The organism is Pseudomonas sp. SZ40 (genome assembly GCF_052958135.1).
The window spans coordinates 35716-59858 of sequence record NZ_JBQWIF010000007.1 but is presented as its reverse complement, the minus strand read 5'-3'; the positions used below and the strand labels follow the sequence as shown (position 1 = coordinate 59858).

The following is a 24143-nucleotide window of genomic DNA, read 5'->3' as shown; positions in this document are numbered from 1 at the left end:
CTCCTCTCAGCCACTGGGGACTATTTATTGTTATGAGCGGGGCGCCGTGCGGCCCTGCCGGATAATCACTTCTTTGCAGCGAATAACGCATCCAGCTTCTGCTCGAAGGCGTGGTAGCCAATGCGCTCGTACAGTTCAGCACGGGTTTGCATCAGCTCGATGACAGCCTGCTGATGGCCATCCTGGCGAATGGCGGAATAAACCGTTTCAGCGGCCTTGTTGGCTGCGCGGAAGGCAGACAGCGGATAGAGCTGGATGGCCACGCCTGCCGAAGCGAGCTCGTCCCGGGTGAACAATGGCGTGGCACCGAACTCGGTGATGTTGGCCAGTACCGGCACCTTCAGGGCATCGACAAAGCGCTGGTATGTCGGCAGGTCATAAGCCGCTTCGGCGAAGATGCCGTCGGCGCCCGCTTCGACGTAACGCTGGCAGCGCTCTATGGCGGCCTCCACCCCTTCGGCCTGAATGGCGTCGGTACGGGCGATCAGAAAGAAATTCGGGTCGGTTTTGGCATCTGCGGCGGCCTTCACGCGGTCGACCATTTCCTCGAGCGAGACGATTTCCTTGCCGGGGCGATGGCCACAACGCTTGGCACCCACCTGATCCTCGATGTGCGCAGCGGCAGCACCGGCCTTGATCAGGCTCTTGATGGTGCGCTCGATGTTGAAAGCTGACGGGCCGAAGCCCGTGTCGATATCGACCAGCAGCGGCAAATCGCACACGTCGGTGATACGACGCACATCGATCAATACGTCGTCCAGGGTGTTGATACCCAGATCCGGCAGCCCCAGCGACCCGGCCGCGACCCCACCACCGGAAAGATAGATGGCCTTGAAACCGGCGCGCTTGGCCAGCAGTGCATGGTTGGCATTGATGGCACCGACGACTTGCAGCGGCTGTTCACTAGCGATCGCATCGCGAAAGCGCCGGCCTGGCGTGCTCTGACTCATGACGTTCCTCGGGATTTCACGGTGGAAGGATGGGCGCCTTGATAGTGACGCTCGATATTGCGTCTGGATGCACCGATGTGACGACGCATCAGCAGCTCTGCCAGTTCGCCGTCACGATCGGCGATGGCATCGAGAATACGGTGGTGTTCGGCGAACGCCTGGGGTGGGCGGTTGGGCGTGGCGGAAAACTGGATGCGGTACATGCGCACCAGTTGATAGAGCTCGCCGCAGAGCATCTTCACCAGGGTACGGTTGCCGCTGCCGTGGATGATCCGATAATGGAAGTCGAAATCCCCTTCCTGCTGGTAGTAGCCCACGCCAGCCTGGAAGGCCTCATCGCGCTCGTGGGTATCCAGCACGCGGCGCAGATCGTCGATCTCGGCTTCGCTCATGCGCTCGGCAGCTAGGCGACAGGCCATGCCCTCGAGCGATTCACGGATTTCGTAGAGCTCGATCAGCTCGTCACGGTCGAGCGATACCACTCGCGCGCCAACGTGAGGAATACGCACCAGCAGGCGCTGCCCCTCAAGGCGATGAATCGCCTCGCGCAGCGGGCCCCGACTGATCCCGTAGGTGCGCGCCAGTTCGGGTTCGGAGATTTTGCTGCCGGGGGCGATCTCGCCTTTCACGATGGCCGCCTGGATACGGCGAAATACCTGTTCGGAGCGAGTCTCCGCATCCTGCTCGGCGGTCAGGGCAAACACACTTGACTCCTGCATATTGTCGACACATCGATAGAATTTCGTTCAGCAACGATAGATAAAAAGCCATGAACACACAAACCAAAAATAGCATTGTCGACAATAGGCCCAGCACTGCCATAAGCGCGACCAATAACAGGCAGACATAGAAAGGCGGAAAACCGTCTGTCACCACGGAAAAACCCCATGTTAGAATGCGCGCCATCCATGCCTGGACGGGGTGTCTCAGGGCGCCTGCTAGACTCCAAGCCAGCGAACGGCGGCCCTGCCCGAGATTCGCTCTACCGATCGCGATCCACCCGACAGGATTTATGAGACTCAAGCCCCTTCCCCTGCTTTTCTGCCTATTGCTCCTGCCCGGCTTCGCCGTGGCAGCGGACAAGACCATCTACGGCCTGAACGAATACGTCAGCCTCGACATCGACGTGGAGGTGGCCGCCAAGCTCGATACCGGCGCCCAGACCGCTTCGCTCAGCGCTCGTGACATCGAACGCTTCAAGCGTGACGGCGAGCGCTGGGTGCGGTTCTATCTGGCCATCGACGATGCCCATGCGCACCCGATCGAACGTCCATTGGCGCGCATCAGCAAGATCAAGCGGCGAGCCGGCGATGTCGATTCGGATGACGAGAAGACCTACACCGCGCGCCCGGTCGTCGAGCTGGACGTCTGCATGGGCGGGGTCAGGCGCCAGATCGAGGTGAACCTTACCGATCGTAGCGCCTTTCAATACCCGCTACTGATCGGCTCCGATGCGCTCAAACGCTTCGACGCCCTGATCGACCCAAGTTTGAAATACGCAGCAGGGAAACCTGCCTGTACCACCGCAAAATCCGGCGAGTAATCCCATGCGCTCTCTCACCCTGCACCTGAAAGTCCTCATCACCATCCTGGTGAGCCTGGGGATCGCGATTACGGCCTATCAGATATTCGTGCTTGGCATTCCGGTCAGCAGCGACGAGACCGATGACCTGTGGAACATCGACACCCGCGTCGAATTCCAGGCCAATGGTCGTGACCCGATCAAGCTGCAGATGTTCGTGCCGCCCCTGAATCAGGATTACGTCAGCCTCAACGAGAGCTTCATCTCCAACAACTATGGCGTGAGCGTCAACCGTGCCGACAGCAACCGCAAGGTGACCTGGTCGGCGCGCCGTGCCAGCGGCAAGCAGACTCTTTATTACCGCCTTGTACTGACCAAGCGCTACAGCGGCGAGCAGGCCAAGGCCAAAGGGCCGATCTTCCGTGACAGCATTCCGGTAGAAGGTCCCGAGAAGATCGCGGCAGAAGCGCTGCTGGCGCCGATTCGCCAGCACTCGGCCGACGTCGAGACCTTCATCAGCGAGACCATCAAGCGCGTCAACAACACCAATGACGACAACGCCAAGCTGCTGCTCGGCGGCGATGCCTCGACGACCAAGAAGGCCCAGGCCGTCGAACTGCTGCTGTCCATCGCCCACGTACCGATGGAGCGCGTACACACCATTCGCCTGGCAGCCGACATTCAGCAGAGCCCGGAGCTTTGGCTGCGCAGCTTCAACGGCGACCGCTGGCTGTACTTCAACCCGGAAACCGGGGAGCAAGGCCTGCCGAGCGATCGCCTGGTCTGGTGGACGGGTGACGAGCCGCTGGTCACCCTCGACGGCGGCCGTCAGGCAACTACCACCTTCACCCTCAACAACAGCGAGATGAACGCCATCCGCCTCGCTCAGCTGACCGACGAGAACACCGACGCCGACTTCCTGGAGTATTCGCTGTACGGCCTGCCGCTGCAGACCCAGCAGACCTTCATGATCATGGTGATGATCCCCATCGGCGTGCTGGTCATCCTGATCCTGCGCAACCTCGGCGGCCTGCAGACCCTGGGTACCTTCACCCCGGTGCTGATCGCCCTGGCCTTCCGTGAGACCCAGCTGGGCTTCGGCATCTTCCTGTTCACGGTAATCACCGCTCTCGGCCTCTCGCTGCGCTCCTATCTGGAGCACCTGAAGCTGCAGATGCTGCCACGCCTGTCGGTGGTATTGACCTTCGTGGTCGTGCTGATCGCCACCATCAGCCTGTTCAGTCACAAGCTCGGCCTGGAACGCGGCCTGTCCGTGGCGCTGTTCCCGATGGTGATCCTGACCATGACCATCGAGCGTCTGTCGATCACCTGGGAGGAACGTGGCGGTGGCCATGCCTTCAAGGTCGCCATCGGCACCCTGTTCGCCGCCACCATCGCGCACCTGCTGATGAGCGTGCCGGAACTGGTCTACTTCGTCTTCACCTTCCCGGCAATTCTGCTGATTCTGGTGGGCTTCATGCTGGCGATGGGTCGCTACCGCGGCTACCGCCTGACCGAACTGTTCCGCTTCAAAGCCTTCCTGAAGGATTGAGCCAATGCTAGGTCTCTGGAAAACCTGGAAGGCCCTTGAAGCCAAAGGCATCATGGGCATCAACCGACGCAATGCTGACTACGTGCTGAAGTACAACAAACGGCACCTGTACCCCATCGTCGACGACAAGATCATCACCAAGGAGCGGGCGATTCAGGCCGGCATTCACGTGCCGGAAATGTACGGGGTGATCTCCACCGAGAAGGAAATCGACAACCTCGACAAGATCATCGGCGAGCGCAGCGATTTCGTCGTCAAGCCGGCCCAGGGTGCCGGCGGAGACGGCATTCTGGTGATCGCCGACCGCTTCGAGGATCGCTTCAAGACGGTGTCGGGCAAGATCGTCAGCCACTCCGAAATCGAGCAGCAGATCTCCAGCATCCTCTCGGGGCTCTACTCCCTCGGCGGACACCGCGATCGTGCCCTGATCGAATACCGGGTGACCCCGGACGCCATCTTCAAGAGCATCAGCTACGAAGGCGTGCCGGATATCCGCATCATCGTGCTGATGGGCTATCCGGTGATGGCCATGCTGCGCCTGCCGACCCGCCAGTCGGGCGGCAAGGCCAACCTCCACCAAGGCGCCATCGGCGTCGGCGTGGATCTGGCAACCGGCGTGACCCTGCGCGGCACCTGGCTGAACAACAAGATCACCAAGCACCCGGACACCACCAACGCGGTGGACGGCGTGCAGTTGCCGAACTGGGATGGCTTCATGAAACTCGCCGCCGGCTGCTACGAGCTGTGCGGCCTGGGCTACATTGGCGTGGACATGGTGCTGGACCAGGACAAGGGCCCGCTGATTCTCGAGCTCAACGCCCGCCCCGGCCTGAACATCCAGATCGCCAACGATTGCGGCCTGACCCATCGCGCCCATGCGGTGGAGGCTCGCCTGGAAGAACTGGCCGCCAAGGGCATCCAGGAAAACGCCGAAGAGCGCACGCGCTTCTCTCAGGAACTGTTCGGCCACGTTCCAGTGGCTGAAATCTGAGCCCTGCCCTGCTGCCGACGCCCGTCGGCAGCAGGCAATCCTGTTACAGACTCAGCTGACGATTGGACGCCTTGAGGAACTCGTTCTTCAGGTCCGCGTATGTGTGCACGGCCGGGAACTGCGGAAATTCACGGATCACGTTTTCCGGCGCATGTAACAGGATGCCGGCATGGGCCTCGCTGAGCATGGTGGTGTCATTGTAGGAGTCGCCGGCTGCGATCACACGGTAGTAGAGGCTCTTGAAGGCCAATACCGATTGACGCTTGGGATCCTTCTGTCGCAGTTGGTAGTCCACGACACGGTCGGTCTCGTCGGTGATCAGGCGATGGCACAGCAGGGTCGGAAAGCCCAATTGACGCATCAGCGGCTGAGAGAACTCATAGAAGGTGTCCGAAAGGATCACCACCTGGAAACGCTCGCGCAGCCAGTCGACGAATTCGACGGCGCCCTCCAGCGGCTCGAGCGTGGCGATCACTTCCTGGATATCCGAGAGTTTCAGACCATGCTCGTCGAGGATACGCAGGCGCTGCTTCATCAAGACATCGTAGTCGGGAATGTCCCGGGTGGTCGCCTTGAGGGATTCGATTCCAGTCTTCTCGGCGAAGGCGATCCAGATCTCGGGGACCAGTACCCCTTCCAGATCGAGGCAAGCGATTTCCACGGCACACTCCTACGTTGGGCTTGAAAGTTGCCGGCAACTTTACAGAAGCCAAGGCACCTTGACGATACGGCCGCCGCCCAGCACGCAGATTTGCTACCATCGCCACTCTCATCCACATGCTCTGGAGCCCGCAATGGATCTCGACCTGGACAGACTCAACGCCGAATTCGCCAATCAGCCGGAAAAGCTGATCGAGTGGGCGATCGGCCTGGGTAAACCAGCGATCTGCACCACCAACTTCCGCCCGTTCGAGGCCGTCATCCTGCACATGGTCAGCCAGGCCAAGGCCGACATCCCGATCGTGTGGATGGACAGCGGCTACAACACCGACGCCACCTACAGGTTCGCTGACGAAGTGACCCGCCAGCTCGGCCTCAACCTGATCACCTACCTGCCCAAGCGCAGCCGCGCTCACCGCGAAGCCATCGACGGCCCGACACCGGCACTGGATGGCCCGCGCCATGCGGCGTTCACCGAAGAGGTCAAGCTGGAGCCCTTCGCCCGTGCGCTGCGCGAAACCGCACCGAGCGTCTGGTTCACGGCGCTGCGCGCCACCGACACGGCCGTGCGCGCACAGATGCAGCCGGTCAGCATCAACCCGGATGGCCTGATCAAGGTCGCGCCGCTGCTGCACTGGTCGTCCAAGGACCTGTATCAGTACCTTACCGCCCACGGTCTGCCGAACAACTTCGACTACTTCGACCCCACCAAGGGCGAAGACAACCGTGAGTGCGGCCTGCACCTGAGCCACTGATCTCGGCACGCAAGAAAATGGCGCCCACGGGCGCCATTTTCGTTTGCCACAGCGATCAGTGCAGCGGCAGTTCCACGCCCTTGAACAGCTCTTCGAGCTCGACCTTGTTGTGGCACTGCACGGCCTTGGCCAGAACGTCTCGGGTCAGGTGCGGGGCGAACTTCTCGATGAAGTCGCACATGAAGCCACGCAGGAAGGTGCCACGACGGAAGCCGATCTTGGTCACGCTGGACTCGAACAGTTCACTGGCATCGAGCACCACGAGGTCCGGGTCGAGGGTCGAATCGACGGCCATCTTGGCCACGATGCCGACACCGAGGCCAAGGCGTACATAAGTCTTGATCACGTCGGCGTCGGCCGCGGTGAACACCACCTTGGGGGTGAGGCCGCGATGACTGAATGCTTCGTCGAGCTTGGAACGACCGGTGAAACCGAAGGTGTAGGTAACGATCTCGTGCTCGGCCAGTGCCTCCAGGGTCAGCTTGGGCAACTTCGCCAATGGATGCCCCTGAGGCACGATCACGCAGCGATTCCAGCGATAACAAGGCATCATCACCAGATCGTTGAACAGTTCGAGACCTTCGGTGGCGATGGCGAAATCGACGGTGCCGTCGGCGGCCATCTCGGAAATCTGCGTCGGCGTGCCCTGATGCATGTGCAGGGCGACTTCCGGGTACTGCTTGATGAAACTGCTGATCACCGGCGGCAGCGCATAACGTGCCTGGGTGTGAGTGGTCGCGATGGACAGCGTGCCCTTCTTCTCGTTGGAGAACTCCTGGGCGATCTGCTTGATGCTCTCGACCTTGCGCAGGATCTCACCGGCCGTGGTGATGATCCGCTCACCCGCTGGGGTCACGCGCGTCAGGTGCTTGCCGCTGCGGGCGAAGACTTCCACGCCCAACTCGTCCTCGAGCAGACGAATCTGCTTGCTGATACCCGGCTGCGAGGTATAGAGGCTCTGCGCCGTGGCCGAGACGTTGAGGTCATGGTGCGCGACTTCCCAGATGTAGCGCAATTGCTGAAGCTTCATATAAATCCCTCAAAGCGGATAGGCAGCCTGATCGTCGGCTCGATATATAACCATATTAATGGTTGAGACAGTAAATATAGATTTTTTATTCGGTTCGCGCGGCGATCATTCGTAACGAGAGCGGTGTTGCAACATGGGCACCAGATACACCGGCACATCGGACAATTGCAGCAATCTCGACGCCGTCCTGCCCATCGGTACCTCCAGCGCTGCGCCATGGCTGTGACTGCCTACGACCAGCAGATCCACACCGAGTTTCTGCGCCTCCTCGAGAATGGAGATCGGTGGATCGCCCCGCAGCACTCGCACGGAGCCGATCAGGTCGAGGTCATCACGGTTGTCGCCCAGCTCATCGCGAAAGCCCTCGAGCACGCGCAGCTCGATGCTGTTCATCACCGTATCCAGCCCGGTGCTGCGCAATTCCTTGAGACGCGCCTCGTCCACATAGGTTTGCAGGACCGACTCGGCAAACAGCCCCATCGGCTCGACCACGTGCACCACGTAGAGGCGCGCCTTGAAGCTGCGGGCCATGGCCAGCGCGTGCTGCAAGACATAAGGTGCATAAAGGCCGAGATCGGTTGCATAGAGAATCGAGCGAATCATGGGGCCTCCCCGACTGCCGACACGGCGGCGCCTCGCTTGAGCTTAGCAGCAGCTTTCACAAGTGGGTGGCGGGCAGTCGTTTAGTATTAATGACTAGGGGCTATCGCTCGGATGGAGGCCGTAAATCAGGGCAGTTCCTGGGGCTCGCGGCCAAGCGCCTCGTCTATGGCATGGTGCAGCTCGACAGCGGCGAGCCGGCTGTGCAGCGGGCCTTGGAAGCCCCCATCACGAACCAGAAACATGGCTGGCAGATGGAACACGTCATAGCGTTGAACCAGACCGTTGTTGTCACCCGCATCGATCCACGCCAGTCGATCGACAGGCATGGAAAACAACGGCAGCCGCTCACGCGCATAACGGCAGGCGGCACACCCGGGACTGGTGAAGATCACCAGTGAAATCCCCGGCAGGCTCAGTAATCGCTGATCGGCATCAAAATCCGACAGTTCCAATTCAGTGGCTATACTGGTACGGGCACTATCCATTTGCTGGCAGCCAGAGTGGTCTTTCATGCGTCGCTTTCTTCGTCATAACAGTGATCTGCCGGTGGAATTGCGATTACGCAGGCAAGCCCCCAACCCGTGGCAACGCCTCGACAATATCGGCCTCGGTGGCGCGGCCTGCCACTCGACCCGTCCTCTATCGCAAGGAACCGCGGTGGAGCTGCACATCCCGCTGTTGGGTGAGCAGGCATCCTACCCCGGCCTCGTCGCCTGGTGCAGCAAACAGTCCGATGCCTATCTGGTCGGCGTCGCCTTCAGTGGCCACGACACCGGGCTGCGCGCCTACATGGTCGAACAGGTGTGTCGTATCGAACAATACCGCAGGCACCGCGAGCAGCAGGTCGGTCAGGCACTCCCGCTGGAGCTCATCGCCAAGGAATGGCGGGAGCAGCACGCTGCCAGTTTTAGCGCTCCTGCGTCCTAAATTTCATTGTCTAGCCGGGCGCTAACGCGCTAAGGTTCGGCTTCCCCGCTGTGCCCATAATGCTGTGCCCGCTGCACGGGGATCGCTGGCGGCCGGCTCCCGTGACCCGATGACGCAATTGATGAAAAGCACGATGGCTGATTTACCGATTAACGACCTTAACGTCGCCTCCAACGAAACCCTGATCACCCCCGAGCAGATCAAGCTCGAGATTCCGCTGACCGAGAGCGCTCAACGCACGGTTTCCGCCGGCCGCCAGGTAGTGCGCGACATCCTCGACGGCAAGGATCACCGCCTGTTCGTGGTCGTCGGCCCCTGCTCCATCCACGACATCAAGGCGGCTCATGAATACGCCGAGCGCCTGAAGGTTCTGGCCGAAGAGGTTTCCGACACCCTGTATCTGGTGATGCGCGTCTACTTCGAGAAGCCACGCACCACCGTCGGCTGGAAGGGCCTGATCAACGATCCGTACCTCGACGACTCGTTCAAGATCCAGGATGGCCTGCATATCGGTCGCAAACTGCTGCTCGACCTCGCGGAAATGGGCCTGCCCACCGCCACCGAAGCGCTGGACCCGATCTCGCCGCAGTACCTGCAGGATCTGATCAGCTGGTCCGCCATTGGCGCGCGCACCACCGAATCCCAGACACACCGCGAAATGGCTTCGGGCCTGTCGTCGGCCGTCGGCTTCAAGAACGGCACCGACGGCGGCCTGACCGTCGCCATCAACGCCCTGCAATCGGTTTCCAGCCCCCACCGCTTCCTGGGCATCAACCAGCAGGGCGGCGTCTCGATCGTCACCACCAAGGGCAACGCCTACGGTCACGTGGTGCTGCGCGGTGGCAACGGCAAGCCGAACTATGATTCGGTCAGCGTGGCCATCTGCGAACAGGAACTGAACAAGGCCGGCATCCAGCCGAACATCATGGTCGACTGCAGCCACGCCAACTCCAACAAGGACCCGGCCCTGCAGCCTCTGGTGATGGACAACGTCGCCAATCAGATCCTCGAAGGCAACCAGTCGATCGTCGGTCTGATGGTCGAAAGCCATCTGGGCTGGGGCAGCCAGTCGATCCCCAAAGACCTGCAGCAGCTCAAGTACGGTGTTTCGATTACCGACGCCTGCATCGATTGGGAAAGTACCGAGAAGACCCTGCGCAGCATGCACGTCAAACTCAAGGACGTACTGCCCAAGCGCAAGCGCGGCTAACCAGCCGCAGCAATGAAAACGCCGGGCAGATGCCCGGCGTTTTCGTTCGCAGTGCCTGCGTTCAGCGCTGTTCGGTGGAGCCTTCGAGGCGTGCCATGTAACGCTCCACGTAGGAGCAGGACGGAATCACCGTGTAGCCCATGCGCTCGGCATAGTCGAGGGCCGTTTTGGTGAGGGCTGCCGCGATGCCGCGCCCACGCAGCGAGTTGGGAACGAAAGTCCGATAGATATCCAGCGTCTGTTTACCCAGGTCCATGTACGAGAGGTAAGCGCGATCACCATCCACTGTGGTCTCGAACTGGTGACCGGCAAGGTCATGGTGAATGGACAGTGGCTCGCTCATTACTACTCCTCTCGATTGGGTCGGACATCGACATCCGGCCATTGTGGCCTGCGCACATCCGGTAACAATAGGATATAAAGCCATTCTAGATGATAAAGGGCAAGGCGAAATCCGTGCTGGCCGCACCTGGCAAATCGATCAGAGTGATTCGTCCATCGTTCACCTTGCACATTCGTTGAACAAGCGAGCAATGCCGCGAACTCCGTTAATTGCCGGCAAGCGCGGCAGGCGTAAAAAAAACCGGAACCCTTGCTCGTCGTCCGTTTACTTACTAAAAGTTACAGGTAGTATGTACGCCGGTCATTTTCCGGGTTCGGGATGTGGCTTCAACAAGCAAAAAACTTACCCCAAGGGGAACACGATGAACAACGTTCTGAAATTCTCTGCTCTGGCTCTGGCCGCAGTTCTGGCTACCGGTTGCAGCAGCGTTACCAAAGAAACCGAAGCCCGCCTGACTGCAACCGAAGACGCAGCAGCTCGCTCGCAAGCCCGTGCCGACGAAGCCTACCGCAAGGCTGACGAAGCGCTGGCCGCTGCTCAGAAGGCTCAGCAAACTGCTGACGAAGCCAACGAGCGCGCTCTGCGTATGCTGGAAAAAGCCAGCCGCAAGTAATAGCCCCAGGGCTAACGAAAAAACCGGCCCAATGGCCGGTTTTTTCGTTGCTGCAGCACTCGCCGTACTGGCGCCTCTGGAGCAGCCGCTGAACAACAACGGTCGCTCGATGGCTGACCACCTCAGAGAGCCGGTGACTGCGCCTGAATGACGCCATCACGCGGCGCGGCAATCTCGATCGGCAACCCATCCTGTGCAGCCACCACGTCACGCACCACAGCCCAATCCAGATTCTGCGCGTTCAGATCACTGCGCTTGATCAGCGCATTGACCACCGCCGCATGCTGGTCACCGAGCACAGCGCCCTCTTCCGCCTCCAGCGGCGCATGGGCTTCGAGATAGACCTTGCCGTTGCTCACGCCAAACTTGTAGGGCTCGTCGATGATGCGCACCGGCGTGCCAACCGGCACCTTGCCAGCCAGTTCTAGCACGTTGTTGTTGAGCATGCGGAAACAGCCATGGCTGACTCGCATGCCGATACCGAATTTCTTGTTCGAACCATGGATCAGGTAACCCGGCACCGAAAGCGACATTTTGTAGGGCCCCAGCGGATTGTCCGGACCTGGCGGCACGTAACTGGGCAATGGATCACCGTCAGCGGCGTGTTCATCGCGGATCGATTGCGGTGGGTACCAGCCGGGGTTCGGTGTTTTCGCAGTGATGCGCGCGTCGGTAACCGGCGAGCTCCAGCCCTCACGGCCGATTCCCAGCGGGTAGGTGTAGACGACGTTCTGGCCTTTCGGAAAATAGTAAAGACGGTACTCGGCGAGGTTGATGACGATGCCTTCACGCGGCCCCGGCGGCAGGATGAAACGCGTCGGCAGCACGATATCCGTGCCCTCGCCCGGCAACCAGGCATCGACACCGGGGTTGGCGGCGACCATTTCCAGATAACCCAGATCATTGGCGGTACCGATATCGGCGAAGGTGTCTTCGTAGCGCGCCTTGATCACCTGAATCTCGCCCACCACATCCTCGCCAGGCGGCGGCAGCGGCAATTCCATCGCGACAGCAGAACCTGCCAGACAGAAAGCACTCAACGACAGACAGCGAGCGAGAGCTGAAACGCGCGGCGACATGCAGGAAACCCTTGAGGTTGGAAATGATGGTGAGGCGTGAAGTGTATACCGCTGCCCGGCTCAGCGCCCCGGCCAGGCCGGGCGATCTCCGCGCCGTTGCGCCTCGAGCGTCGCCCGGCACGCCGGACACAGCCGCCGATCCTGCAACATCTCCCGCTGCAGATCGCGCCACAGCGGCTGCGCAGGCAGCAGGCCGCCACATAGCGTGCGGTCGGCATAGCCACCGAGCTCCAACTGCCGAGCGACCAGGTGCACCCGAACCTCACGGCAGGCGAACAGATCGAGCTGTTCGTCAGGCTCGATCAGTTGATAGGCGTACAGAGACCAGACGGGTCGCAGCATTGGGGGCTCCAGGGCGGGGGCGCCACATTAGCCGAAACTCCGCCAGTGGAAAAGCCCGTCAGAGCAACGGTTTCAGGGTGGGCCAAACATTCTCCAGCAGCATCGGCTGCGCCTCCACGGCGGGATGCACGCCATCGTCCTGCATCAGCGTGTCGACACCACCCACCCCCTCGAGAAGAAATGGCACCAGTGGCACATCCTTCTCTGCCGCCAGGTCGTCGTACACCTTGGCAAAAGCGCTGGTATAGCGCTCCCCGTAGTTGGGCGGAATGCGCATCCCCAGCAACAGTACCTTGGCGCCAGCCTCGCGGGACGCATCGATCATCGACGCAAGATTCTGTTGCAATTGGCTTGGAGGCAGCCCGCGCAAGCCATCATTGCCCCCCAGCTCCACCACAACCAGATCCGGCTTGTGCTCTGCAAGCAGCGCCGGCAGCCGCGCGGCACCGCCAGCACTGGTGTCGCCGCTGATCGAGGCATTCACCAGTCGATGCTCGAAACCCTCGCTCTGCAGGCGCTCATCGAGCAGATGAACCCAGCCCTGGCGGGTATCCATGCCAAAAGCCGCACTGATACTATCGCCGACGACCAGTACGGTCCCCGCCTGCGCCATCTGTACCGCAATCTGTCCCAACAGCAGCAGGCCGAGAACGGTCCCCTTCCATATCGCACGCATCGGATTCCTCATGAGCTCAAGCATTCTGTCTGCGCGGAACCTTAACAAAGTGGTTTCCAGCGCGGAAGGCGAGTTGACCATCCTGCACGACCTTTCACTGGAATTGGAAAAAGGTGGCAGTCTGGCCATCGTCGGTAGCTCGGGATCTGGCAAATCCACCCTGCTTGGCCTGCTGGCCGGGCTCGACCTGCCAAGCAGCGGGCGCATCCTGCTGGCCGATAACGATCTGGGCAGCCTGGGCGAGGATGAGCGCGCCCGTGTGCGTGCCGAGCACGTCGGCTTCGTGTTCCAGTCCTTTCAGTTGCTCGACAGCCTCAATGCGCTGGAGAACGTCATGCTGCCGCTGGAGCTCGAAGGTCGAAGCGATGCCCGCCAGCGCGCCACGCAACTGCTCGAGCGGGTCGGCCTGGGCGCACGTCTGACCCATACTCCGCGCCAGCTATCTGGTGGTGAACAGCAGCGGGTCGCCATCGCCCGCGCCTTTGCTGCCGATCCGGATGTGCTGTTCGCCGATGAGCCCACCGGCAACCTGGACAGCCACACCGGCGAGCGGATCAGCGACCTGCTGTTCGAGCTCAATCAGGAGCGTGGCGCCACCCTGGTACTGGTCACCCACGATGAACGCCTGGCGGCCCGCTGCCAGCGCCTGATCCGTCTGGAGGGTGGCCACCTCGTGGCACCGGTGAACGCCTGATGAAATCCCTGTCCTTCTTCAGCCTGCTGTCGCTCGCAGGCCGGCAACTGCTGCGCGATGCACGTGCCGGCGAGTTGCGCGTGCTGTTCTTCGCCTTGCTGATCGCCGTCGCGTCGAGTACCGCCATCGGCTATTTCGGCGCTCGCCTGAATGAAGGCATGAGCTTGCGTGCGACCGAGTTCCTCGGTGCCGACCTGATTCTGCGCGGCAGCGCGCCGGCATCTGCCGAGCAGATCGACGCAGGCACGTCACGGGGTCTGCAACACGCCCAGGTGGTCGAGTTCTCCAGCGTGATCGCCAGCGACGAAGGCATCCAGCTGGCCAGCGTCAAAGCTGCCGGCAATGGCTACCCGTTGCGCGGCGAACTGAAGAGCGCTGCCGAGCCCTACGCCGAGGAGGCTGTGAGCCAGGGTCCACGCCCGGGTGAGGTCTGGGCCGAGGCGCGCCTGCTGGCTGCCCTGAATCTGAAAACCGGGGACGACATCGAAGTCGGCGCCAAGACACTGCGCCTGACCCGCGTCCTGACCTACCTGCCGGATGAAGCCGGCGACTTCTACAGCCTGACGCCCCATGTGCTGATGCACCTGGACGACCTGCCCGCCACCCGCGTGGTGCAACCAGGCAGTCGAGTCCGCTACATCGAACAATGGAATGGCTCGAGCGACGCCCTGGCCAGCTACCGCCAGGCCCTCGAACCAGACCTGGCCGCCCACCAGCGCTTCGATGACGCCCGCGATGGCAGCCGCAGCGTCGGCAGTGCCCTCGATCGCGCCGAACGCTATCTGAATCTGGCCAGCCTGGCCGCCGTTCTGCTGGCCGGGGTCGCCGTGGCGTTGTCCGCTGCGCGCTTCGCCAGCCGTCGCTTCGACGCCAGCGCCTTGCTGCGCTGCCTGGGCTTGTCACGTCGCCAGGCACTTGGCCTGTTCAGTCTGCAACTGGCGATTCTCGGCCTGGTCGCCAGCCTCAGCGGTGCCCTGCTCGGCTGGCTCGCCCAACAGTTGCTGTTCCAACTGCTGCAGGGTTTGCTGCCGACACAGATTCCACCCGGCGGCTTGTGGCCGGCGCTGGCCGGCATCGCCACGGGCCTGGTGGCACTGGCCGGTTTCGCCCTGCCGCCTTTGGCCGCTCTCGGCCGTGTGCCGCCACTGCGCGTGCTGCGTCGCGACATGCTGCCGGTGCCGGCCAGCTCCTGGCTGGTGTACGGCACCGCCCTGCTCGCCCTCGGGCTGATCATGTGGCGCCTGAGTCTGGATTTGCCATTGACCCTGGCACTGCTCGGCGGCGGCCTGGTCACTGCGCTACTGCTCGGCGGTCTGTTGCTGCTCGGCTTGCAGAGCCTGCGCCGCCTCTTGGCTCGCGCCTCGCTGCCGTGGCGCCTGGGGCTCGGCCAACTGCTGCGCAGGCCTCTGGCTGCCGCGGGGCAATCCCTGGCCTTCGGCCTGATCCTGCTGGCCATGGCTCTGATCGCTCTGCTGCGCGGCGAACTGCTGGACACCTGGCAGGACCAATTGCCTGCCGATGCCCCCAACCATTTCGCACTGAATGTACTGCCTGCCGAGCGGGACGCGTTCGCCGCACGCCTGCAGCAGCTGTCCCCCCACCCCGCGCCGCTCTACCCGGTGGTGCCGGGCCGATTGGTGATGGTCAACGGCGATCCGGTTCGTCAGTACGTCAGCAAGGACTCCCGTGGCGAGCGCGCGGTACGCCGCGACCTTAGCCTGACCTGGGGCGCCGACCTGCCGGAGGGCAATACCCTCACCGCGGGCCAGTGGTGGACAGGCGACAAGAGCCAGGAACTGCCCGGCGTATCGGTGGAAGACGAGTTGGCGGAAAGCCTGCAGATCAAGCTGGGCGACCGGCTGACGTTCACCGTGGGTGGCGTCAACCGCGATGCGCTGGTGACCAGCCTGCGTGAAGTCGACTGGAACAACTTCCAACCCAACTTCTTCATGATCTTCGAGCCAGGCACCCTGCAGGATCTGCCAGTTACCTATCTGACCAGCTTCTACCTCCCGCCACAGCAGGAGCGGCAACTGGTCGAGCTGTCGCGCGCATTCCCGTCGGTCACCCTGCTGCAGGTAGAGGCGCTGCTCAATCAACTGCGCAGCATCCTCGCCCAGGTCACCATCGCCATCGAGTTCGTCCTGCTGTTCGTCCTGGCGGCTGGCCTGGCCGTGCTGTTCGCCGGGCTGCAATCGACGCTGGATGAACGCATTCACCAGGGCGCCCTGTTACGCGCTCTGGGTGCGGAGCGCAAGCTGCTGATCCAGGCACGCCGCGCCGAGTTCGGCCTGCTCGGTGCAACCAGCGGCCTGCTGGCGGCCCTGGGTTGTGAACTGGTCAGCTTCCTGCTCTACCGCTACGCCTTCCAGATGGCCTGGCAACCGCATCCGTGGCTGCTGTTGCTGCCGCTGATCGGCGCGCTGCTGGTCGCCACCGCAGGCGTTCTCGGCACGCGGCGCTCGCTCGATGCCAGCCCTCTCACCGTTCTGCGCGAGGGTTGATAGACTGCGCATCCGCACCAGACCGAGCCCAGCATGAGCCGATACCGCCCACCCCGCGCCGCCGGAACGCCCCTCATCACCCCCGAAGGTGAGGCGCGTCTGCGCGCAGAGCTGCACGAACTCTGGCACGTACGCCGCCCCGAGGTGACGCGCTCGGTCAGCGAGGCAGCTGCCCAGGGTGACCGCTCCGAGAACGCGGAATACACCTACGGCAAGAAAATGCTGCGGGAAATCGACAGCCGCGTGCGCTTTCTCACCAAGCGCCTGGAAAAGCTCAAGGTGGTCGATACCCGCCCGAGCGACCCGGACAAGGTCTACTTCGGCGCCTGGGTGACCCTGGAAGATGAAGACGGCAACGCCTCGCGCTACCGCATCGTCGGCCCCGACGAACTCGACCTGAAGCTCAACCTGATCAGCATCGACTCACCGCTTGCGCGGGCGCTGATCGGCAAGGGGCTGGACGCCGAAGTGCGCGTGGAAACGCCGACCGGCGACAAGTACTGGTACGTCATCACCATCGACTATCCGTAGTCAGCGCAGGGTGATCAGCCCCTGTCGGGCGATACGCGTCAGTTGGCCCAGCGCCTCGGCACTCGGGCGCTGCAGCACCGCGAAATCGAAGCTGTCGGCGGCGAAGCGTTGCAGCGATTCGCCGTGTTCGGCGAACTGCACGAGAAAGGCGCGACGCCCCTCACGGCGACTCGGCCAGCCATCGAGGTAGCGCAACAGGGTTGGCTGGTGGGTACCACCTAGCAGGATGCGCGGGTTGCGCCGCAGCAGGCCGGAAGTGATGGGTGCGATACGAATCTGGGTGGCCTGTGGGCAGGTCATGGGTGTTTGTCTCCGCCTCGAAAATCCCGCTGGGCAGCGGTGAGAGGCAACACCGAACCAGCGCTTTAGCGGAATTTCGAGAGTCGTTGAAGAGTCTCTGAGGCGCCCCGCAAGTAGCTGTTTAAATCGGCGCAGACGTCAATCCTAGAGAGTTGCGGATCGCCCTGTCAATAACGAAGAAAGCCCGCATCAGCGGGCTTTTCAGCGATTCTCGTCGTTTAACCGGCGATGCGCTTGTCGACAGACAGACGGCCAGCGCCTTCGATCAGCAGTGCCAGCGTAGCGGCCATCAGCGCCAGGGCGAATTCATAGCCGTTGTCGCTCATGAAGAAACCGTTACCGATGTGCACGGAGAAGATGGCCACCAACAGGGTGAAGGTCAGTACCGCCGCCGCGGGGCGCACCAGCAAGCCGATAATCAGCGCCAGACCACCGAAGAACTCGGCACTACCGGCCATCAACGCCATCAGGTAGCCGGGCGCCAGGCCGATGCTTTCCATCCACTGCGCGACACCCGCCAGGCCGTAACCGCCGAACCAGCCGAACAGTTTCTGCGCGCCATGGGCCACGAAGGTGATGCCGACCAGCACCCGCAGGATGGTCAGGCCATAGCCGGCACGAGTGGCTGCCAGGGATTTGATGAGTGCGATCATGGGGCGATTCCTTTGCTATGTGAGTGAGATGGCGCCATATTAATTTAATTATCAAATATGAATACCGAATAAAACCGCTAAAACAAATCGAACCAATCGATCATTTACGCATGCTCACTTCCTGCTTTGCAGCAGGCTCCAGGGAATAGCGCTCCCGCGCATAGGCCAGGTAGTACTTGTTCACCGCATTGACGTAACTGACCACGCCCATGCCCAGCTCTTCCATGGCGACGCGCTCTACCTGGAAGAACCATTGATCCGGATTCAGGCCACGCCTGCGGGCTTCCGCACGCAGGCTCTGCACCCGCTGCGGACCGAGGTTGTAGCCCGCCAGCACGAAGGCCATGCGCTCGCGCTCGTTGAGGCGCGGGCTGTTGAAGAAACCGCGACGAATCTTGGCCAGATACTTGGCGCTGGCCTGCACGTTGTTCTCCACCCGCGTGATATCGCTGACACCGACACTTCGCGCCGCCGCAGGGGTGATCTGCATCAACCCGGTGGCACCGCTGCTGCCCCGCGCACCGGGATTCAGGGTCGACTCCTTGAAAGCCAGAGCGGCCAGCGCCAGCCAATCGAAATCATGCTGTTCGGCATAGCGCTGCAAGACCGGGCGCACGCGCTCGAGGCGTTGCCTTTCGGTGCGTCCCATGGGCGAGTGCACCTTGTAAAGCCGCCGATAGACACGCTGAAAGGCAGCATCCTGATCATCGGGCACCCGGTAGCCTTCCAGAAAGCGATCGACACTGGCGCTGAGCATCGGCGCATCGCGGCGCATGTACCAGCGCATATCGCCCTGATCATCGAGCACCAGATGGCGATCGACCCGCAACTTGGGCATCACCTTGGCCCAACGCTCGGCAATGTGCAGTTCCACGGCAGTGAAGTCGAAGATACCGGCCTGAACCATCTCCAGCACGTCCTCGACGGCGAGCGTCGGATCCACCCACTCGACCACGATGGGCGGCAGCTTGCGCTCCTGGAGTTTCAGGTTGATGCCGTGCAGGGCATCCTTGGCGATGCTCCCCACCGGCAGCGACAGGCTGCGCCCAGCCAGTTGTTCGAGACGCTGATAGCGCCGATTGCCCTGTCGCGCGACGATCACCACCGGCACATCACGGCGAATCGCCTCACTGGCGATGACGCTCGCACCACCCTTGCTGCTGAGCAACTCACCCGGCGCCACCAGGTCACCCTCGCCGCGCTGTAGAGCGGCAAGCAATTGATCCTTGGCTTTGGGAATCATCTTCAGGTGCAGGCTGCGACCATCCCGCGCATTGCGGTTGAGGTACTGCTCCAGGGCACGCAGCCGCTGGTATTCGACACCGATGCTCTGCCCTTTGACCTCACCAGAACTGTTGCGGCTCTGGTTGACCAGTACACGCAGCTCGCCACTCTTGCGAATGCTGGGTAAATCACGAACCGCCGCTGGCTGGGTCACTTCCACCGGGCCGGCAATGCGCGCCACTGCCGAGAGCGGCAGCGAGAGCAACATGCACAGCACAAGAAGGACACGCAATATCGACGCTCCGGAGGCGAAAAACCGGCCGACGGCCAGTGGCGGTCAGCCGAAAGCTGGGCGCGGAGAGTCGCACAGCCGGAGTTCTGACGCCAATAATTGTTGGTTTCACATTACAAAGAACGCACAACTCTTTGTAATCGATAGCTTTTTAGATGCCAAGAAAAGCTCTGTTATGCTGCGGCCTTCAGGTTTCACAGGGTCACACCATGCAACTCATCGACATCGGCGTCAATCTGACCCATGCAAGCTTCAATGACCAGCGCCAGGCCTTGCTCGAAAGAGCCTTCGAGGCGGGCGTCTGCCAACTGGTGTTGACCGGCACCAGTCTGGAGGAAAGCGAGCATGCCCTGGCGCTTTGCCGACAACTGGATGAGAGCGGTGACCGCCTGTTCAGTACTGCTGGTCTGCACCCGCACAACGCGCGGGACTGGAGCAGCGACCACTCGCGAAGCCTGCGTGCCCTGCTGGCCGAGCCTCAGGTACGAGCCGTGGGCGAATGCGGTCTGGATTTCAACCGAGACTTCTCGCCACGCCCGCAGCAGGAAAAAGCCCTGGAAGAGCAGCTCAGCCTGGCGGTGGAGTTGCAGATGCCGGTGTTTCTGCACGAGCGTGACGCTCATCCACGCTTCGCGCAGATCCTGCGTGATTACCGCGATCGCCTGCCAGCCGCAGTCGTGCACTGTTTCACCGGCGAGCGGCGCGCGCTGTTCGATTACCTGGATCTGGATCTGCACATCGGTATCACCGGTTGGATCTGCGACGAGCGTCGCGGCGCCCACCTGCACCCGCTGGTCAGGGAAATTCCCGCTGGCCGCCTGATGCTGGAAAGTGACGCCCCTTACTTGCTCCCCCGCAGCCTCAGACCCAAGCCGAAAAACGGGCGTAACGAACCTGCCTACCTAAGTGAGGTATTGCGCGAGGTGGCCCTGCATCGCCAGGAATCCGTGGCCGAAGTGGCACGACACACCACCGCCTGTGCCCGCGCCTTTTTTGCGCTGCCACCGATCGTCGAGCGGGCTGACGACGAAGAAAATGGATGACCAGCCAACGCGCCCGAGCGACCACCGCCGTTGATCCGGATGCAACCGCACAGCTTTCGAGTCATTGACTCACATCAAGGGATGGACATTTTGCCCGTGGAAGAATGATGGCGCCTTGCTAGCAACCTCATTCATGTCGAGAGCAGAAAAACATGCCCGTCTGGATTCGCGATGTATCCCTGAAACACAAGTTCTGGGCGGTCAACGCCGTCGCCTTCTTCACCACCCTGCTGCTCGTTCTGTTCGCCATGCATCAGGAACAGGACACCTTCGCCCAGGCAGCCCGCGAAGGGGCGCAAAGGCAGGCACGCCTGATCGCCGCTTGGCCGGCCGAGGGCGAACTGCCTGGCAGCGCTGATCTGATCCCGTACACCAGCGGCGAGACACCACGCCTGCCCGGTAACACGGACGCCGGCGCACTGCGCAACACCCACGGTTGGGTCGAGCTCCCCCACGATGGCGTGTTCGGCAGTGATCCGCTGATCGGTGTGCTGATCAGCGCGCGCGGCGGCGATGAACGGGTGGCGATACCGGCATATGGTCGTAGCCTGGCGCAAGTATTCGCCGAGCGTGCCGGCAGCTATGCGCTGGCGGTAGCCCTGCTGATGCTCGCGCTGCTCGGCGCCTCGCAGGTGCTGATCCGCTTTCTGCTCAGCCACCTCAACACCCTCAAGGACGTCATGCTGCACGTGGAGAGGAGCGGCGACCTGTCGGCACGCGTTCCCCTGCAGAGCCGCGACGAAGTCGGGCAGATGGCAGGTGCCTTCAACGCCATGCAGGATGGCTACCAGCGCGTCGTCGACACGGTCATCCAGGCAGCCTCGCGGCTGGATGACGGCACTGCGCGCCTGGCACGGAGCATGAAAGACGTCCGCCAGGGCATGCTCGGTCAACAGAGCGAAACCGACCAGGCCGCAACGGCCATCAACGAGATGTCGACCACCGTGCACCACATCGCCGAGCATGCGGCGACCACGCGCGACCAGTCCCAGACCGCCGACCAGCTCGCGGGCGCCGGCCAGGCCGTGGTCAGTCGCGTCGTACACTCCATCACCGGGCTATCCAGCGGTGTCCAGCAGACGGCCACGATGATTCAGCAGGTCGCGGGCGACAGCCAGAAGATCAGCAGTGTGGTGAACGTCATTCATGGCATCGCCGAACAGACCAACCTGCTGGCACTCAACGCGGCCATCGAAGCGGCCCGCGCTGGCGAGATGGGCCGTGGCTTTGCCGTGGTGGCCGACGAAGTACGCAACCTGGCCAAGCGCGTGCAGGACTCCACCGACGAGATCACCAGCATGATCGGCACCCTGCAGGCAGGCACCCGGGATGCCGTGGAGTTCATGCAGGAAAGTACGCTGAAAGCCGACGATTGCGTACAGGCCGCCCATGAAGCCGGCGTGGCGCTGGCTGCGATTACCAGTGCAGTGGCGCAGATGCGTGAGAGCAATACGCAGATTGCCGTGGCCGCCGAGCAGCAGAGTCAGGTGGCCGAGGAGATGACCCGCTCGGTAGTCGGCATTCGCGACGTCACCGAACAAACCGTCGAGCAGACTCAGGAGTCGGCCACGACCAGCAGTGAACTGGCAGAACTGGCGGGCGAGCTATCGCGTGCCATCCGCCAACTCAAGCCCTAGGGCATGCTGCCTGATGGCCGTGAGGCGCTAGCGAGGTTTGGGCAGATAGTACAAAAGCTATCTGCCACATAGGAGGGATCAATTCGCTGCCGGGCCGGCTGCCCCATAGACTGGCTCCATCTGATGCAGGAGACCTTTCATGAGCACGCAAAACGCTACCCTCGCCCACTCGGCCAGCACCGAATCGATCGACATGCCATCGCTGGCCATCGCCCTGCCACTGCTGCTGGTGTCGCTCGCTCTTGCCGGCAGTGGGTCAGGCCCGCTGGCGCTGGTCTTGTCGGGGCTGGGAGCGATTGCAGCCTACGCCCTGGCACGGCAGGCGCTGTTGCCTGCTGCCGTGGCTCAGCCGAACACGGTAACCGTCTGACGACTGATCGCCAGCAGTTCACCGCTGGCGGTCCAGAGTGCCGCAGCGACGTGTCCATAGCCATCACGGGCGTGTTCGATTTGCGCACGATACAGGCACCACTGATCCGAGGTCACCGAGACCAGCGGCTGGATGAACTCGATGGTCCAGGTCAGCGAACTACCTGGCGCAGGCCCCTTGAGCAGAGAAAGCACAGCCGGTGGCCAGGCATCGACCAGTCCCAGCAGATGCGCTTCACCAAGGGTTTCGACACGCTCCTGATCACGGAAGCGTACCCAGCCACCCATCTCCTGCGACTGGCTGCCACTGAATGGCAAGCCACCCAGCCCCCAACGCATTGCCAGATGGCGGGTGAATTCCGGGGTGACCTGGGGGATGTAAGGCAGCTCCTGGCTACCTTCCACGGCCTCGAGTACAGGCGCTGGCTGCGCCTCGACGCTGACCGAAGAAGGACGAGGCGCGCCAAAGCTGCCTTGCACCAGAGCCACGACCTCGCCGTTCTGTAGCGCGCGCCCCAACACCTGGCTGACGGCCTTGCCCTCGCGCAGCACCTCGGCCTCGAAACAGGTCGCGGTATCAGGCGCGACCGGCGCGACGAAGGTAATCGCCAGCGAACGGGGTGGCCGATCCGCCGCCACCTTGTTGCGCATCACGTCGTACACCAATGCCGCCACCAACCCCCCGAAACTGGCGCGCCCCTGGCCCCAGTCAGCGGGAATCGACAGCGACTCGGGCGTGCGCCGTACCTGTTCCAGCAATGCAGAGAAATTCATGCTCACCTCCCATGGACGTCACCACGATAGTAAGAGACTCGCTGCCCGGCGGCGAGGCGGCGGCAGGCGCCAGTTCGGTCATTTGTAAGGAAATAGCGGCGTGCCTACTCCAGCGCCGCAAGCAGACGCGCCTGAATCACTTCCGAGGCCCGTTCGGCCTCCTGCATCGAGCGGCGCCATGGCTGTTCGAAGACCTGCAGGTCCGTCTCCGTTTCGGCCCTCGCCAGCCACTGCAGGTGGTCGTGCCAGTCGCCAAGTACCGCCTGCCCCTTCTTGAGCAGGCGAACCTGGGCTGCGGATAGCGGCGACAGTTGCGGATACGCCTCCGTCGTGTAGCGCACCCGCTTGATCAGCAGACGGACTCGATGGCGGTCATGCTCAGCATCAGCCAACGCCTCGACCAGGCGGGCACGCTGCTTGCGCAGGTAGCGGCGAACCTTCTTGTGCAGGTCATCGAGCTCACCGCTGGCCTGCTGTCGGGCCAGCTCCTGGGGCCATTCGTCCAGCGCCCGAAACAGTGCCGGCAGCGAACGGCTGGCGAGCAACATCGCGTCGCCTCTGGCCCGCTCGGCCACACGCCGGTCGGCAGCAACATGCTCGCCATGCTGCCTCAAGGTGTCGATCAACACCTCGAGGTCGCGCAGCGGACCACTCAGACGCCCGATCTCGGCCGCACGCTGCTGCAACGGGTCGCTGCCGGCAGCCCCCTTGAGGGGCTTGAGCAGGCTGCGCAGTCTGCGCAGGCACACCCGCAGATCATGCAGCGCCTCACCATCGGTCTGTGCCTGCAGACGCTCGCGGCAGGCGTAGAGCGCTACCTGCAAACGCAGCACTTCACTGCGCAAATTGCTGACGAAACCACTCATCGC

Annotated in this window: 27 protein-coding genes and 2 pseudogenes; 14 read left to right on the top strand and 15 right to left on the bottom strand. The window is 62.3% G+C overall.

What is annotated here, in order from left to right:
• Window positions 1-65: 65 nt before the first annotated feature.
• Window positions 66-950, bottom strand: coding sequence for a methylisocitrate lyase (prpB, locus tag ACT9T4_RS08185; protein WP_042553761.1), 885 nt, complete (start codon window positions 948-950; stop codon window positions 66-68).
• The gene (locus ACT9T4_RS08180; RefSeq protein ID WP_231570154.1) at window positions 947-1654 is read right to left on the bottom strand and encodes a GntR family transcriptional regulator; all 708 of its coding nucleotides are present in this window, start codon (window positions 1652-1654) and stop codon (window positions 947-949) included. The genes prpB and ACT9T4_RS08180 overlap by 4 nt, the downstream gene beginning before the upstream one ends.
• Before the next feature lie 308 nt (window positions 1655-1962).
• Between ACT9T4_RS08180 and rloA the strand changes: the two genes are divergently transcribed.
• The 3 genes from rloA to ACT9T4_RS08165 are packed head-to-tail and all read left to right on the top strand — an operon-like array spanning window position 1963 to window position 5015.
• Window positions 1963-2493, top strand: a complete 531-nt coding sequence (rloA, locus tag ACT9T4_RS08175) for a retropepsin-like aspartic peptidase RloA (protein WP_042553763.1) — start codon at window positions 1963-1965, stop codon at window positions 2491-2493.
• 4 nt (window positions 2494-2497) lie between these two features.
• Window positions 2498-4024: an osmotic stress tolerance membrane protein RloB gene (rloB, locus tag ACT9T4_RS08170; RefSeq protein ID WP_042553764.1), complete on the top strand. Its 1527-nt coding sequence runs from the start codon at window positions 2498-2500 to the stop codon at window positions 4022-4024.
• Window positions 4025-4028: 4 nt separating this feature from the next.
• Window positions 4029-5015 carry an alpha-L-glutamate ligase-like protein gene (locus ACT9T4_RS08165; RefSeq protein WP_042553765.1) on the top strand — a complete coding sequence of 329 codons (987 nt, stop codon included), beginning with the start codon at window positions 4029-4031 and terminating at the stop codon, window positions 5013-5015.
• Window positions 5016-5058: 43 nt separating this feature from the next.
• Here ACT9T4_RS08165 and thrH read toward each other — a convergent pair whose 3' ends face one another.
• Window positions 5059-5676: a bifunctional phosphoserine phosphatase/homoserine phosphotransferase ThrH gene (gene thrH, locus ACT9T4_RS08160; protein ID WP_499116403.1), complete on the bottom strand. Its 618-nt coding sequence runs from the start codon at window positions 5674-5676 to the stop codon at window positions 5059-5061.
• Between the two features lie 133 nt (window positions 5677-5809).
• Here thrH and ACT9T4_RS08155 point away from each other — a divergent pair, with 133 nt between their 5' ends.
• The gene (locus ACT9T4_RS08155) at window positions 5810-6430 is read left to right on the top strand and encodes a phosphoadenosine phosphosulfate reductase domain-containing protein (RefSeq protein WP_499116401.1); all 621 of its coding nucleotides are present in this window, start codon (window positions 5810-5812) and stop codon (window positions 6428-6430) included.
• Between the two features lie 55 nt (window positions 6431-6485).
• On the opposite strand, the gene cysB is transcribed toward ACT9T4_RS08155, so the two are convergent.
• The 3 genes from cysB to ACT9T4_RS08140 form a co-directional block, all read right to left on the bottom strand.
• Window positions 6486-7460, bottom strand: coding sequence for an HTH-type transcriptional regulator CysB (gene cysB, locus ACT9T4_RS08150; RefSeq protein WP_042553768.1), 975 nt, complete (start codon window positions 7458-7460; stop codon window positions 6486-6488).
• 105 nt (window positions 7461-7565) lie between these two features.
• Window positions 7566-8063, bottom strand: coding sequence for a universal stress protein (locus tag ACT9T4_RS08145; RefSeq protein WP_042553769.1), 498 nt, complete (start codon window positions 8061-8063; stop codon window positions 7566-7568).
• Window positions 8064-8188: 125 nt separating this feature from the next.
• The gene (locus tag ACT9T4_RS08140; protein ID WP_499116398.1) at window positions 8189-8575 is read right to left on the bottom strand and encodes a thioredoxin family protein; all 387 of its coding nucleotides are present in this window, start codon (window positions 8573-8575) and stop codon (window positions 8189-8191) included.
• Between ACT9T4_RS08140 and ACT9T4_RS08135 the strand changes: the two genes are divergently transcribed.
• Complete coding sequence (locus ACT9T4_RS08135) at window positions 8574-8990, top strand: PilZ domain-containing protein (RefSeq protein ID WP_179538042.1); 417 nt, start codon at window positions 8574-8576, stop codon at window positions 8988-8990. The genes ACT9T4_RS08140 and ACT9T4_RS08135 overlap by 2 nt on opposite strands.
• A gap of 133 nt (window positions 8991-9123) precedes the next feature.
• On the top strand, window positions 9124-10200 hold the full coding sequence (locus tag ACT9T4_RS08130) for a 3-deoxy-7-phosphoheptulonate synthase (protein ID WP_179538041.1): 1077 nt from the start codon (window positions 9124-9126) through the stop codon (window positions 10198-10200).
• Between the two features lie 61 nt (window positions 10201-10261).
• Here the strand turns inward: ACT9T4_RS08130 and ACT9T4_RS08125 are convergent, their stop codons facing one another.
• Window positions 10262-10543: a GNAT family N-acetyltransferase gene (locus ACT9T4_RS08125; protein ID WP_042553773.1), complete on the bottom strand. Its 282-nt coding sequence runs from the start codon at window positions 10541-10543 to the stop codon at window positions 10262-10264.
• 361 nt (window positions 10544-10904) lie between these two features.
• On the opposite strand from ACT9T4_RS08125, the gene oprI reads away from it, so the two are divergent.
• Window positions 10905-11156, top strand: coding sequence for an outer membrane lipoprotei OprI (oprI, locus tag ACT9T4_RS08120; RefSeq protein WP_042553774.1), 252 nt, complete (start codon window positions 10905-10907; stop codon window positions 11154-11156).
• Between the two features lie 122 nt (window positions 11157-11278).
• On the opposite strand, the gene ACT9T4_RS08115 is transcribed toward oprI, so the two are convergent.
• From ACT9T4_RS08115 to ACT9T4_RS08105, 3 genes are read right to left on the bottom strand one after another with little or no spacing between them, the layout of a single operon-like run.
• Window positions 11279-12235: a L,D-transpeptidase family protein gene (locus ACT9T4_RS08115; protein WP_179538040.1), complete on the bottom strand. Its 957-nt coding sequence runs from the start codon at window positions 12233-12235 to the stop codon at window positions 11279-11281.
• A 60-nt stretch (window positions 12236-12295) separates the two neighbouring features.
• Window positions 12296-12577 (bottom strand): hypothetical protein, encoded by a 282-nt coding sequence (locus tag ACT9T4_RS08110; protein WP_042553776.1) that lies wholly within the window; start codon window positions 12575-12577, stop codon window positions 12296-12298.
• A gap of 58 nt (window positions 12578-12635) precedes the next feature.
• Complete coding sequence (locus tag ACT9T4_RS08105) at window positions 12636-13253, bottom strand: arylesterase (protein WP_042553777.1); 618 nt, start codon at window positions 13251-13253, stop codon at window positions 12636-12638.
• Window positions 13254-13263: 10 nt separating this feature from the next.
• On the opposite strand from ACT9T4_RS08105, the gene ACT9T4_RS08100 reads away from it, so the two are divergent.
• The 3 genes from ACT9T4_RS08100 to greB are packed head-to-tail and all read left to right on the top strand — an operon-like array spanning window position 13264 to window position 16982.
• A complete protein-coding gene (locus ACT9T4_RS08100; protein ID WP_042553778.1) occupies window positions 13264-13947 on the top strand; it encodes an ABC transporter ATP-binding protein in 684 nt (227 codons plus the stop codon).
• Window positions 13947-16451 carry an ABC transporter permease gene (locus ACT9T4_RS08095; protein WP_499116394.1) on the top strand — a complete coding sequence of 835 codons (2505 nt, stop codon included), beginning with the start codon at window positions 13947-13949 and terminating at the stop codon, window positions 16449-16451. Before ACT9T4_RS08100 ends, ACT9T4_RS08095 begins: the two co-directional genes overlap by 1 nt.
• Before the next feature lie 33 nt (window positions 16452-16484).
• On the top strand, window positions 16485-16982 hold the full coding sequence (gene greB / locus ACT9T4_RS08090) for a transcription elongation factor GreB (protein ID WP_179538037.1): 498 nt from the start codon (window positions 16485-16487) through the stop codon (window positions 16980-16982).
• Here the strand turns inward: greB and ACT9T4_RS08085 are convergent, their stop codons facing one another.
• The 3 genes from ACT9T4_RS08085 to ACT9T4_RS08075 all read right to left on the bottom strand — a co-directional run bounded on the left by ACT9T4_RS08085 (window position 16983) and on the right by ACT9T4_RS08075 (window position 19427).
• Window positions 16983-17282, bottom strand: a complete 300-nt coding sequence (locus ACT9T4_RS08085) for a hypothetical protein (protein WP_042553781.1) — start codon at window positions 17280-17282, stop codon at window positions 16983-16985.
• Window positions 17283-17500: 218 nt separating this feature from the next.
• Window positions 17501-17935, bottom strand: coding sequence for a DoxX family protein (locus ACT9T4_RS08080; protein ID WP_042553782.1), 435 nt, complete (start codon window positions 17933-17935; stop codon window positions 17501-17503).
• Between the two features lie 100 nt (window positions 17936-18035).
• Window positions 18036-19427 (bottom strand): MltF family protein, encoded by a 1392-nt coding sequence (locus tag ACT9T4_RS08075; protein WP_218878591.1) that lies wholly within the window; start codon window positions 19425-19427, stop codon window positions 18036-18038.
• Window positions 19428-19660: 233 nt separating this feature from the next.
• On the opposite strand from ACT9T4_RS08075, the gene ACT9T4_RS08070 reads away from it, so the two are divergent.
• The 4 genes and pseudogenes from ACT9T4_RS08070 to ACT9T4_RS08055 all read left to right on the top strand — a co-directional run bounded on the left by ACT9T4_RS08070 (window position 19661) and on the right by ACT9T4_RS08055 (window position 22501).
• Complete coding sequence (locus ACT9T4_RS08070) at window positions 19661-20494, top strand: TatD family hydrolase (RefSeq protein ID WP_042553784.1); 834 nt, start codon at window positions 19661-19663, stop codon at window positions 20492-20494.
• A gap of 152 nt (window positions 20495-20646) precedes the next feature.
• Window positions 20647-21264, top strand: a pseudogene (locus ACT9T4_RS08065) (HAMP domain-containing protein); the annotation flags it as partial.
• A gap of 360 nt (window positions 21265-21624) precedes the next feature.
• Window positions 21625-22131 (top strand): annotated as a pseudogene (locus ACT9T4_RS08060) (methyl-accepting chemotaxis protein); the annotation flags it as partial.
• Window positions 22132-22270: 139 nt separating this feature from the next.
• A complete protein-coding gene (locus ACT9T4_RS08055) occupies window positions 22271-22501 on the top strand; it encodes a hypothetical protein (protein WP_499116390.1) in 231 nt (76 codons plus the stop codon).
• On the opposite strand, the gene ACT9T4_RS08050 is transcribed toward ACT9T4_RS08055, so the two are convergent.
• A complete protein-coding gene (locus tag ACT9T4_RS08050; protein ID WP_499116388.1) occupies window positions 22477-23274 on the bottom strand; it encodes an acyl-CoA thioesterase in 798 nt (265 codons plus the stop codon). The genes ACT9T4_RS08055 and ACT9T4_RS08050 overlap by 25 nt on opposite strands.
• Before the next feature lie 104 nt (window positions 23275-23378).
• Window positions 23379-24140, bottom strand: a complete 762-nt coding sequence (locus ACT9T4_RS08045; protein WP_042553788.1) for a CHAD domain-containing protein — start codon at window positions 24138-24140, stop codon at window positions 23379-23381.
• Window positions 24141-24143: the final 3 nt, after the last annotated feature.